At 31.1% G+C, this 12447-nt stretch carries 14 protein-coding genes and 1 riboswitch; all 14 genes read right to left on the bottom strand.

Annotation, left to right across the window (positions count from 1 at the left end; translation table 11 throughout):
- Nucleotides 1–45: 45 nt before the first annotated feature.
- Nucleotides 46–312 carry a cell division topological specificity factor MinE gene (gene minE / locus RR409_RS03385; protein ID WP_332556312.1) on the bottom strand — a complete coding sequence of 89 codons (267 nt, stop codon included), beginning with the start codon at nt 310–312 and terminating at the stop codon, nt 46–48.
- Between the two features lie 9 nt (nt 313–321).
- On the bottom strand, nt 322–1125 hold the full coding sequence (gene minD / locus RR409_RS03380) for a septum site-determining protein MinD (RefSeq protein WP_332556311.1): 804 nt from the start codon (nt 1123–1125) through the stop codon (nt 322–324).
- A gap of 15 nt (nt 1126–1140) precedes the next feature.
- Nucleotides 1141–1773 carry a septum site-determining protein MinC gene (gene minC / locus RR409_RS03375; protein WP_332556310.1) on the bottom strand — a complete coding sequence of 211 codons (633 nt, stop codon included), beginning with the start codon at nt 1771–1773 and terminating at the stop codon, nt 1141–1143.
- Nucleotides 1774–1986: 213 nt separating this feature from the next.
- Nucleotides 1987–4908: a penicillin-binding transpeptidase domain-containing protein gene (locus tag RR409_RS03370; RefSeq protein WP_332556309.1), complete on the bottom strand. Its 2922-nt coding sequence runs from the start codon at nt 4906–4908 to the stop codon at nt 1987–1989.
- A 7-nt stretch (nt 4909–4915) separates the two neighbouring features.
- Nucleotides 4916–5410, bottom strand: a complete 495-nt coding sequence (gene mreD, locus RR409_RS03365) for a rod shape-determining protein MreD (protein ID WP_332556308.1) — start codon at nt 5408–5410, stop codon at nt 4916–4918.
- 8 nt (nt 5411–5418) lie between these two features.
- The gene (gene mreC, locus RR409_RS03360) at nt 5419–6264 is read right to left on the bottom strand and encodes a rod shape-determining protein MreC (protein WP_332556307.1); all 846 of its coding nucleotides are present in this window, start codon (nt 6262–6264) and stop codon (nt 5419–5421) included.
- Between the two features lie 2 nt (nt 6265–6266).
- Complete coding sequence (locus RR409_RS03355; RefSeq protein WP_332556306.1) at nt 6267–7277, bottom strand: rod shape-determining protein; 1011 nt, start codon at nt 7275–7277, stop codon at nt 6267–6269.
- 18 nt (nt 7278–7295) lie between these two features.
- Complete coding sequence (radC, locus tag RR409_RS03350) at nt 7296–7982, bottom strand: DNA repair protein RadC (RefSeq protein WP_332556305.1); 687 nt, start codon at nt 7980–7982, stop codon at nt 7296–7298.
- A gap of 12 nt (nt 7983–7994) precedes the next feature.
- A complete protein-coding gene (locus RR409_RS03345) occupies nt 7995–8570 on the bottom strand; it encodes a Maf-like protein (RefSeq protein WP_332556304.1) in 576 nt (191 codons plus the stop codon).
- 10 nt (nt 8571–8580) lie between these two features.
- Entirely contained in the window at nt 8581–8841 is a 261-nt protein-coding gene (locus RR409_RS03340) for a DUF4321 domain-containing protein (RefSeq protein WP_332556303.1), read from the bottom strand.
- A 253-nt stretch (nt 8842–9094) separates the two neighbouring features.
- Entirely contained in the window at nt 9095–9811 is a 717-nt protein-coding gene (locus RR409_RS03335; RefSeq protein ID WP_332556302.1) for an SPOR domain-containing protein, read from the bottom strand.
- A 174-nt stretch (nt 9812–9985) separates the two neighbouring features.
- The gene (locus tag RR409_RS03330; RefSeq protein WP_332556301.1) at nt 9986–10573 is read right to left on the bottom strand and encodes a C40 family peptidase; all 588 of its coding nucleotides are present in this window, start codon (nt 10571–10573) and stop codon (nt 9986–9988) included.
- Nucleotides 10574–10712: riboswitch (cyclic di-AMP (ydaO/yuaA leader) on the bottom strand.
- Nucleotides 10713–10835: 123 nt separating this feature from the next.
- Nucleotides 10836–11336, bottom strand: coding sequence for a hypothetical protein (locus tag RR409_RS03325; protein ID WP_332556300.1), 501 nt, complete (start codon nt 11334–11336; stop codon nt 10836–10838).
- 87 nt (nt 11337–11423) lie between these two features.
- Nucleotides 11424–12407, bottom strand: a complete 984-nt coding sequence (locus tag RR409_RS03320; RefSeq protein WP_332556299.1) for a tyrosine-type recombinase/integrase — start codon at nt 12405–12407, stop codon at nt 11424–11426.
- Nucleotides 12408–12447 lie beyond the last annotated feature (40 nt).

Here is a 12447-nt window from a genome sequence, read left to right as displayed (position 1 = left end):
ACAATAAAAAAAATAAAGCTATGTACAAACATAGCTTTACTTTTTTTATCTTGATTTTATTTTTTTTATTGGAATACTAGCAATAAGTGCTGGACAATGTCCTTCAAATTCCTCTGTTCTTGTTAATTTAACTTCCACTTCACCATCATCTATTTCTGCATAGTTAGAAATAACTTTTAGTAGGTCTCCCTTAATCATCTCTAAAAAGTCTGGTGAAAAATCAGCTCTATCATGTATAAGTATCAATTTCAACCTATCAGTAGCTATATCTTTTGAAGCTATTTTATTTGAAAAAATCTTAAAAATATCCATGCTTACCTCCTATTTGCCACCAAAAAATTTTTTAAGTGTTGCAAGAAATCCGTTTTGAGAATTTAATGCATTGAAGTCAATAAACGGTACTTCTTCTCCTACAATTCTTTTAGCAATGTTTTTAAATGCTTGTCCAGCAAGTGCTGTTGTATCTAAAACTATAGGTTCACCTCTGTTAGTTGATACTGTTACTTTTCTATCATCAGGAACTACACCTATAACCTTAATAGCTAAGCAATCTTTTATATCCTCTATATTAAGCATATCCCCATTTTTAGTCATTTCAAAATTAATTCTATTTACTACTAACTCGTGCCTTTCTAGTCCTTTAGCATCTAATTTTCCAATTACTCTATCAGCGTCTCTTACAGATGTTATTTCAGGATTTACAACAATAATTGCCCAGTCTGCACCAACTACTGCATTTTCAAAACCTTGCTCTATTCCTGCAGGGCAATCAATGATTACGTAGTCAAACTCTAGCTTAAGTTCGTTTACGATTTTAAGCATCTCGTTAATCTCTACGTCATTCTTATCTCTAGTTTGGGCAGTAGGAAGTAAAAACAAGTTATTAAACCTCTTATCCTTAATTAATGCTTGTTTAAGCCTACATCTGCCTTCTATTACGTCTAAAAGAGTAAATACCACTCTATTTTCGAGTCCCATTAATACATCTAAATTTCTTAAACCAGTGTCTCCATCTATAACAACTACTTTCTTGTCCATTGCTGCAAGGGCAGTCCCAATATTTGCAGTAGTAGTAGTTTTTCCAACTCCACCTTTTCCAGATGTTATTACTATAGCTTCTCCCATTTCATACTCCCTCCATTAAATATACTTATTTACTAAGTATGGTTCAACAATAATACTTCCATTTTTAATTCTTGCAAGTTCAGGATATTGCGGCCTTATATTGTCTTCTGGTGATCTTGTTATTACTCCTGCAATCTCAATTATCTGAGGTTGCAGAGAAAAAGCTGCTACGAAAGCCTTCTCATTTCCATTGCTTCCTGCATGTACAGCTCCCTTAATACTCCCTAATACAATAATATTTCCTGCTGCATAAACCTCTGCACCAGGATTTATATCACCTACTAGCACCAGATTTCCTGAGTATTCAAACTTTTGCCCACTTCTAATAGTTTTTCTTACAAATTTAGTTCTACCTTCATTAACTCCAGTAAATATCTTATTTTCACGTTCGCCGGAATCATGATAAATACAATCCCTTATCATAAACTCATCGAATAAAATATCCTTAATTTTAATTAAGTCTCTTTCATCCATTTGTTTAGTATCCATGGTAATATGTACAGTGGCTCCCCTATAGAACCTTCTTGTAAAAGATAATTTTTTTATAAGGCTACTAATTATTTCCTCAGTATTTTTAAATTTATTAACATCAATTACTACATTTAGCCCCTCTTTATTTCCTTTAAACACTATTCTGTTATCTTGCATATGTAACCTCCACATACTGAGATACTTCTATTATTTCAACGAAATCTTTGAAATTCCTTCTAATTATTACACAAAAATCAATATAATTTAAAAATATTATGATAATTTTAAAATTTTGGGGTTATAAACTTACTAATTAAGAAAAAATACAAAAATAACAAGTGTAAATACCACTTGTTATTTTTGTATTTTACTTATTAAAAATCACTTCACTTATCTTCCTTCATTTAAAGTTTCATTTCCTGGAGTCTGATTTGTGGTATTTTCACCATTAGTGCTTTCTCCATTCTTACTTTCTTCTATAACAGTTCCTGCATTTCCTGCTTGTTCTTCTCTACTATACATAAACTTATATCCTGGATATTGTGAAGTTATTTGGTCTCTGAAATATTCTTCATAAATAGCCCTTGCAATTGGTGCCCCATATCCACCACTACCTCCATCAAATATTACAACGCAAGTAACAATCTCTGGATCATCATAAGGTGCAAATCCTAAATACGTACCATAAGCTGTTCTTCCAATTGCATCTTCAATATTCTCATTTACGTTAGCAGAACCAGTTTTACCACCATTAGCTATTGGAAAGCCTTTAAATGCATTTACAGCTGTACCTTGCTCTCCTGCTGTAACGTCTCTCATACCTTTTTTAATTGCATCTAAATACTGAGCTTTTATATCTACATGATCTATAAGTTTTGGTTTGAATTCTGTAGCTTCGCCTGTTACAGGATCAACAATCTTGTTAACTAGTTGAAGTTCATATCTGTTACCACCATTTACTAATGTAGCCATATAGCTTGCTAGTTGTAATGGAGTAAAATAATTCATTCCCTGGCCTATAGATGCATCATAAGCATTTGCTGCAGAATTAATATATGAGTTAGCATCATTAATTGAATAAATTATAGCTAACATAATACCCTCAATATCATCTTCTGTATAACCCAATGCTTTAATCTCAGCATTTGAATTTATAACATCTTTAATTAAAGGTTCCATTACTTCTTTAACTTTTGCTTCAGTATTTTTATTTTCTTTCGCCATTTCACCTTTAATAGCTTCTATTAAATTATTCTTCTTCTCATTAATTTTCTTAATCTCTTCGATTTCTTTATTTGTACCAGCTTCTTTAGCTTTGATTATATTAAAAGGCTTATATTGGTTTAACTTTGTATTTAATGAATTAGAACCTTTATTTAAAAACTCAGCCAATTGATTTATGTATACACTTGACTGTCTATTTCTACTAGATTCATAGTTATAAACTTGGCCGAAATTCTCAGCGATTTCAATTCCTGTACTAGGTTCTAAGTCACTATTAGGTGGCACACCCAATCCAAAGCCCCAAGCATATTTAGCAATCATATCTAATGCAGCTGGACTTTCTCCATATTTATCATACAATCTATCAGCTACATCAAAGAAAAAGTAGTTGCAAGAAACCTCTAGTGCTTTTGCTACGTCAATAGCACCATGTGAACTATGTCTTTGATTATATATCCAGCAGGCACCTTTATAGTCTGCATATCTCTTATTATATGGTCCATTATCAACGATTTTTGTAGTTACATCTATAACTTCCTCAGTAAGTCCTGCCAGCGCAGTTACAGGTTTGAAAATAGAACCTGGAGGTATTAGTGCTAAAGATGCATAGTTATAAAAAGGTTTAGGAAAAATATCATACAAGTCTTGTCTTATAGTTGTATTTCCCTCTATTGTTGTATCGATTGGAAACATCCTATCTAAAAGAATTTTAGCTCTTTCTGCCGCTGGTAGATTCATTTCCTTTTCTGTCAATAGTCCTCTTTTATTTATTAGTCCTTTTTTAGCAATATATTCCTTACCCATTTGTTCTAAATTAGGATTAAAGTAACGTTCTGATAATTCTGGCGTCAATAGCCCTGGAACTGTAAATATGCTTGGGTCATATCCTGGTTTGCTTGCCAATGCTAAAACCTGACCTGTCTTAGCATTTAAAACTATAGCAGCTCCTCTAGTAGCATTACTTACATTACTTGTTCCCATAACACCTTTTTTCTGCATCTCTTTCATAGTGTCATCTAAAGCTTTTTCAGCTGCTTGCTGTATGTTTTTATCTATATTAAGTTGGATTGTTTTTCCTGGATACGAATCCGCTTCCACTATGGTTTTAACTTTTCTACCCTGCTTATTTACCTCAATAATTTCTTGACCTTTTGTACCCTTTAAATAAGTTTCAAAAGCTGCTTCTAACCCTGCTTTCCCTACATTATCTGTGCTTACGTCATATCCTTTTTCCTCAAACTTTTCACTTTCCCAAGGATTTATTTTTGAAATATATCCTAAGAATGCTGAACCCAAATCACCATTAGGATAATGCCTTATAGGCTGAGTTTCTACAATAATCCCAGACATACTCGCCTTACGTTGCTCAAATTCAAATGCTGCTTCCTTACTAAGATTATTAGCAATAACTACAGGTTTATATCCTGAAAAACTCTGCATTTTAATGCTATCCTTAACAATCATATATCTTCTTTGCACTTCAAGGCTGTACGACTTATCAATACCGTAATCTTCCAAAAGCTTATCATAAACTTCTTGAACAGGAACCTTTAAAAGTTCTTCATCTAAAAGTTTTTGATCTTCCGGGGTCAGTTCTTCCTTCTTCTTATCCTTGAAAATAGCTTTCATTACTACATCGTCGAAGCCTCTATCTTTTTTAAATCTTATCTCTAACCATCTTTTACTTTCTTCATCAGTGGATTTGAATTTAAATGCTAATTGTCCATTTTCTATTACAATAGGGAACTCATCCACCATATAAATGTTGTTTTTATCAAGCACTTGAAAAACTTCATCCATGGTTTCAAAAAACATTTCTTTACTTTCTTCTGTTTCAGTAAACATTAATATATAACTCTGTTTACTAGTGGCTAAAAGTTCACCTTTTAAGTCTACAATATCTCCTCTTGCTGCTACCTTAGGAACATTTTTACTCGACTTTTTATTAGCTTCTTCTCTATATTCTTCCACCATAATTACTTGAAGGTAGAGTAATCTGCCTATTATAGTAGCAAAAATCAATCCCATAGCAATGAAGAATATATTGAACCTGGAAAAACCTGATTTATCCTTTTTTTTATTCACCATACGCTCTTTAGAATCTCCATTCCTTTCTCATAGTTTTTGTTTCACTTAACTTGAAAACAAGCTTATATAAGAAAATTGATACTATCATATCATATAGAGCCTTGTATAAGATTACAGAAATGCTGGAACTCTTAATGTTCAGCAACAACAAAATTCCTAATACAAATAGCCCCTTTAAAAAACTTAAAAAGAAAGCTGAAACTATAGGTACAATTGACTTATCTTTAAATATGCCTTTACCAATTTGCGATGCTAATAAACAAACTAGCATATTGCTGAGCATATTTATACCTACACCATGGAAAAAATACAAATCTTGAAAAGCTCCTGAAAAAATTCCAAGTAATATTCCTTCTATTGGACCATTTATAATTGAATATGAAATAATAAAAACTAATAACAGACTTGGAAAAATATAATTTATAGAAAAAAAAGTTACTAAGGTATTATCTAAAATTAGGAGAAACAAGGTTATTAACAGTAGATACATTATCTTCTTCATATAGTCACCTAATATTTAACTTCTCTAGTTTCTTTAGGTACTACAATTAAAAGCTGTTCTAGCTTATTGAAGTCCACACTAGGTTTAATTATCGCATTTTTCACCACTGATGCCTTGTCTTCTTCTACTTCTATAACTTCCCCTATTTTAATACCTTTAGGATAAATTCCGCCAAGTCCAGAGGTTAATATAGTATCTCCTTTTGCAATTTGAGATTTTATTGATAACCCTGTAATTTGTGCTAGAAATCTATCTTCATTTCCCTTATACCCTTTAACTATTCCGTCACTTTCTTGAGTAGTTGAAATATAACCAGCTACAGCAATATTTTCATTAGAGATAGATTGTACTATTGACCAGTTAGTTCCTACTGAAGTGACCTGTCCAACTAAGCCATCTCCAGTAATGGCAACCATCCCTTTTCCAATCCCTGAATTAGTACCCTTATTAATTATATATCCATCTAAAAAATTTGCACCACTGATACCTACAATATCACTACCAACATAATTATATTCATTTCTTAAATCAGTAAAGTTAAGCATAGCTCTTAATCTTTGATTTTCTTGTTCAAGAATTACATTTTGTGTAGCTTTATATTCTAAATTTTCATTTTCGCTTTTAAGCTTTTCATTTTCCTTTTTTATGTCATTAATATTCAAAAGGAAGCCAAGTGAGCCTTTGACTTCATTTCCAATTTTATATATTACCCCTTGAATAGAATTTAAGGTAAAACCTACTCCATTTCCCACAAAAGACATTTTCTCTCTTTGTACTGAGTATCCTATTAAAAACAAAAAGCATACTGACAGTATAACTACTATAACTGCCAGTTTGTTTCTTATATTCTTCATAACTATCTTCTCTTACTCATAATGTCTATATTATCTAATGCCTTACCAGCTCCTATAGCAACACAATCAAGTGGTATCTCTGCTATATGAACAGGCATATGTGTTTCGTGGTGAATTAAACGGTCTAGCCCTTTCAGTGCTGCTCCTCCACCAGTAAGCATTATACCTTTATCCATAATATCTGCTGCTAACTCTGGTGGTGTTTTTTCAAGGGTAGTTTTAATTGAATCAATAATTGCTGCTACAGGTTCCTTTAGTGCTTCTCTTACTTCTGACTCTGCTATTTCAACAACTTTTGGTAGTCCTGTAACTAAATCTCTACCTCTTATTTCCATAGTTCTATCTGGGTCTCCTAAATCAAAAGCTGATCCTAAATCAATTTTTATAGTTTCTGCTGTTCTTTCACCTATCATTAAATTATATTGCTTCTTAATATAAGCAATAATTGCTACATCCAATTCATCTCCAGCTACTCGAAGAGATTTACTAGTAACTATACCTCCTAGTGAAATAATAGCAACTTCAGTTGTTCCTCCACCAATATCTACTACCATGCTTCCAGTGGGTTCGTTTACTGGAAGTCCAGCTCCAATTGCGGCAGCCATTGGTTCTTCCATCAAATAAGCCTCTCTAGCTCCAGCACTTTTTGTAGCTTCTTCTATAGCTCTTTTTTCTACTTCTGTGACTCCAGAAGGGAAACATACTACGATTCTAGGACTCTTAAAGGCATTTTTTGCTCCTACCTTATCTATAAAATGTCTTAGCATTTTTTCAGTTACATCAAAATCAGCTATAACCCCATCTTTCATTGGTCTAATAGCAACAATATTACCTGGTGTTCTTCCTATCATTTGTTTAGCTTCATTTCCTACTGCTAAAACCTTACCTGTATTTTTATTAATAGCAACTACTGAAGGTTCCCTCAATACTATACCTTTTCCTTTAACATAAACTAACGTATTAGCAGTTCCTAAATCTATTCCCATATCTCTTGATTTTGCAAAAAATCCCATAAACAATCTCCTCTCTATTTATAAAAATCCTTTTTCTTTTAAGCTAGTATAGGTGCCATTACCAATTATAATATGATCTAAAACTTCTATACCTAATAATTTTCCACACTCTTTTAACCTACTCGTAATATTAATGTCCTCCTTACTAGGCGTTGGATCACCTGAAGGGTGATTATGACAAATTATAATTGAAGCACTACTACATTTAATGGCCTCAACAAATACTTCCCTTGGATGGACTATTGAACTATTTAAACTTCCCATAGAAACATCCGTAACCTTTATGACTATATTTTTAGTATTTAACATAATAATCTTTAAATATTCCTTTTTTAAATGCCGCATATCCTCCATAATATATTCTGCAACATTTTGCGGCTCCGTAATCTTAATTTCCTCGCCGGATCTAAAGGATTTAAAACGCTTTGAAAGTTCAGAAAGGGCCATAAGTTGAGTGGCTTTAGCTTCCCCAATCCCCTTTAATTCTTGTAAAGTTTCAAAACCGGAACTTAAAAGACCGTTTATTCCCCCACATTGGCAAAGTATTCTATTACTTAAATTTAAAATATTTTCTGATTTACTACCTGTTCTTAAGATTATGGCTAAAAGTTCACCGTTAGACAGGCTTTCAGCTCCATACCTTAGAAGCTTTTCTCTGGGTCGTTCATTTTTAGGTAAATCTGTAAGTTTAATTTTTTCTTCCATTATAAAACTCCTTTAAAGATTTACCCCCATCTCCTCAAACATTGAATATAATCTATTAATTGAAAGTCCTACCACATTATAGTAGCATCCCTTTATGCTTTCCACAAAAATAGCACCATTATCCTGAATACCATAAGCCCCTGCCTTGTCAAAAGGTTCTCTTGAGCCTATATATTTATTTATCATGTCATCTGTAAGGTGCATAAACTTCACTTCTGTACATACACAAGTTTTCTTTATTTCCTTACTACTTGAGTCTATTAATACTATAGCCGAATAAACATAATGAGTATTGCCACTTAGCATTTTAAGCATAGAATAAGCATGCTCTTCATCTATAGGCTTTCCCAAAATGTTCCCTTTATAAAAAACGATGGTATCACAGCCAATTATTAATGAATGTTCTTGCACTTCCCTTAATATATCTTCTGCTTTTTTTTGTGCTAATGTACAAACATATTCACAAACATCTCCATCATATTTTATACTATCTTCATCAAAGTTACTCGCTATAATTTTAAAGTTTGTTGTCAATCTCTGTAAAAGTTCTTTTCTTCTAGGTGATGCCGATGCAAGTACTATGTTCATAAAATCACTCCTATAGTTTTCTAAATAGTATTATTGCCAAAATCACACCTATAATAGACATTAAATTAACATTAAACCCAAAACCAAAAGCTAATTCTATAACCTTTAGATCTAGTAAAAGTGGATTCCTTAATCCTATGGAGTAGGCTTTTCCTAAAAAGTTTAATACAGTAAAATTATTGGCCAAAATTTCTCCGATAAAACTACCTGATATGGCACCTAACAATACAACAAAAACATACTCTTTAGTCTTCATATCTCCACTTTTCATTAACATATCCCCCATTTTAAAACTAAAATTTCATATACTTTTTTATCTTATATAGTTTAACACTTAATATATGGTTACACAAGGCTATAACATATTTTTTAAAAATATTTTATAATTTTGTTATTTATTAGAATATAATGTTATTGCTATGTAATATTATACCTAATTTTGTAAGATTATTGTTCTATATTTCACAAAAATAAAGAAGAGTGTTAAAAAACTTTTAACACTCTTCTAATTTCACATTCTAATATTATTTTTTCAATAATTTTAACTTATTATAAGTTACACCAATCATCTCAGCAGCTTTAGTTTTATTTATTTCCTCAGGAAGATTTTGAATATAGGTTTTTAGCTCCATTACATCTTTATAGTGCTCCATTCCCTCTTCAAGAGGCTGAAGTGAATTAGCCCAACTTTTTAGTTCAGTACTTTTTATAGATTTTATATTTGGCTCTGACGCCTTATTTATTATTTTAAAATTAGCTTCGATTATTTGACAAAGCTCACCTGTAGATAAATCTTCATAATATACATCTAATGTAGATTTACTATAATTAATTCCCTTCTCCTTAAGGATGTTAGCAGCACTTTCCCATTGATCCTTAGAATATACACCAAAATACACCCTAAATAAATCGCCTTCCTCAACTATAAATGGATTTCCTATATTTTCAGCACTCTTTCTTAATGTCTCTGCATTTTCTTTTACTTTGAATACTCCACACTGTAAAAAATAGAAGCTATGATTAGGTTGTCCACTGTTAGCTTTTTTACCTTCCTCATTATTAATATTTTCTTTATTATCTGTAACTTTTGTAGGTGATTCTTCCCCGTTTTCACCCTGGTGAAACAAAAATGATAATCCTGTACCAAGTGTCAATGCTATCATTAAAGTAACAATAAGGTACATGATAAAATTATTTTTATTCTTATTCTTTTGTTTAATATTATATCTTGTGTATTTCATTTTATCACCCCAGTCATTTATTATAGAAATTCATATACTTAATAATGCCTTTACCTCATTATAGTGAGATACTGAACACACTTAATCAAATTGTAGTATATTGCAATTCTATAATAATCTTTATTAATCATATCTATTTAATATGATAAAAAAAAATCGACAAATATTGTCGATTTAAAAAATTCTTCTTGCTCCTGCATACCTAACTGTATAATATGAACTATCCAAATCACTTATCATCACTTTTCCACTAGACGCTGCATGAATAAACTTACTGCCTCCTGTATAAATTCCTACATGTGATATTGCTCCATCTGTATTAAAAAACACTAGATCTCCAGGTGATAATTTATCCCTTGATATGGATGTTCCCATTCTAATTTGAGAATGAGTGTAGTGCGGTAAATCAAATCCAAAATTTTCATACACAAATTTTGTAAAACCTGAACAGTCAAAAGCATTAGGACCTTCTGCTGCCCAAACATACGGTTTTCCAAGATGTTGTTTTGCATACTGAACAACTTCATAAGCCTCTTCTGGAACATTTAAGTTTCCACCTCTAGAGTAGCTATTTCTTTCAGCTTCTCTATCAGGAACCTTTATAGTTTTTCCAGTTGATAAGTTTACTGTTTTTACAATCACTTCAGTATTTACCTTCACCACAACATCTGCTTTAACTTCATCTGCATTACTAGTGCCAATTATTATAAAAGTGAAAATTAAGGTTGTAAAAAAAGTTTTTATTAGCTTTTTGTTAGACATTGATTCTCCCCCCTAGTTTCCGAAGTTAGCTGTCGGGTCGGACGGTGGTTGTCCTACTAATTTAATTATTAGATTAACCCCCAAATTTGGTTCCTCCGTACTTATAATTCAACATTATAAGATTCAACTATATATTTTATTATATTATATTAATTATAATTTATTCCATTATTTTTCGTCAACTTTTTTCGTGTTTTAAATTTCTACAATAAATACATTATATAAAATTCAGCAGAGAACTCTTCTCTGCTGAAGAAGTGCCTTATTCGAAATACATTAAACTAAGCCTGGCTATTCGTCTTACAAGCTTTCTTGCTCTTTCATATTTTATACCATTCATTTCTAAAAATCTATATATGCCTGGATTATTTTTTTCAATTTTTTCTACAATCCTATCTAATCTACTATAATTACTATTGTAATATTCTAACCCTTTATATTTAGGTAAGGATCTTTTTTCTTCATAATTAGAATCTCTTTCCTCAATCATTGCATTGACATCTGTGTATATATTGTCTTCTTTCCAAATGCTGTGATCTTCTATTACACTAGTGGTTTTTCCCACAAATGGCGTAATTCCTCCTAAAGAAAAACTTCTTTCCATTGGATTGATTAAGTTATTCATAGGCATCATACCCATCATACAGCACATAGACATAAATTCTTTCATCTCTTCTGGAATACTAGAATTATCCATTGGAGCCATTGGCACAAATTCATATTCTTCGTAAGTGACTTCGTCTCTATCCTGTTGAAAACCCATAACATACCTCCATTTTATTCATATAATAAAATGTATGCATATAAATTTAAATACATTCTAGTTTATTTATAAATTGATTTATTATATTTATAATAAATCAATAATATCACCTGCATTGTCTTTAAGTTTATCAATTGAATGAATATATCTATTGGTGGTAGATATATTTTTGTGTGCAGCAAATTCTCTAACTTTTTCAATTGTAACACCCTTTGTTATAGCAATAGTTATAGCTGTATGTCTTGTGGAATGCACCCTTAAGTTTTTATCGATATTTGCACTTTTACACGCTTTTTTGATCATGTAATTTAAAGTACTTGCATCTAGTTTTTCTTTATTATGCTTGTTTAATGAATGACCTATAAATAAATATGCATCTTCATTTTTTTGAAAAGATCTTCCACTTTCAATAACATAAGCATATATAAGTTCTTTCACTTTAGGTTGTAACTTTACCATATCTAACTTATTACCTTTTCTAGTAACCTTTATTACATCATAATCTCCATATTTAACAATATCCTTTAACTTTATATTTATAATTTCCGATTTTCTTAATGCAGTAGTTAAAGCTAAAGATAAAAGTGCTTTATTTCTTAAGCCTAAAATAGTCGATGTATCTATACTATTTAACAAAACTTTGCACTCTTCCTCTGTTAAAAATGCTGTTTCTTCATTATTTATTGTTGGTTTCTCCTCCTTCAAATTACTAAAAGGATTAAATTTAATTATTTGAAAACCACTATTATTATCTACATACTTCATAATCCACTTATATAATGCACTTAAAGAAGATATTTTTCTATTTATTGTGGCTGATGATAGACCTTTACTTTCTAGCTCCAAAATAAAATTCTGAGCATGAAAAATATTCACTTTTATAATATCATCTAAAGTAATTTCCTCCACTTTATTTACTTTGAAAAAATCCTTTATATCTCTTTCATAACCTAAACTAGTGTGTTTACTTTTCAAGCCTCTAATATCTAAAAAATATTGAATAAAATGCTTTTTCTTTAAAATATCAATCTCATTAAACTGATCTGCAATTTTAACCATTTCTTTATCCATGTTATCACCTTTAAAACTTTATATTACCTAACCTTTTACG

This window comes from Clostridium sp. (assembly GCF_036642255.1).
Taxonomy (GTDB): domain Bacteria; phylum Bacillota; class Clostridia; order Clostridiales; family Clostridiaceae; genus Clostridium_J.
The sequence above is the reverse complement of the archived record's forward strand: the minus strand, read 5'-3'. Positions and strand labels throughout refer to the sequence as shown.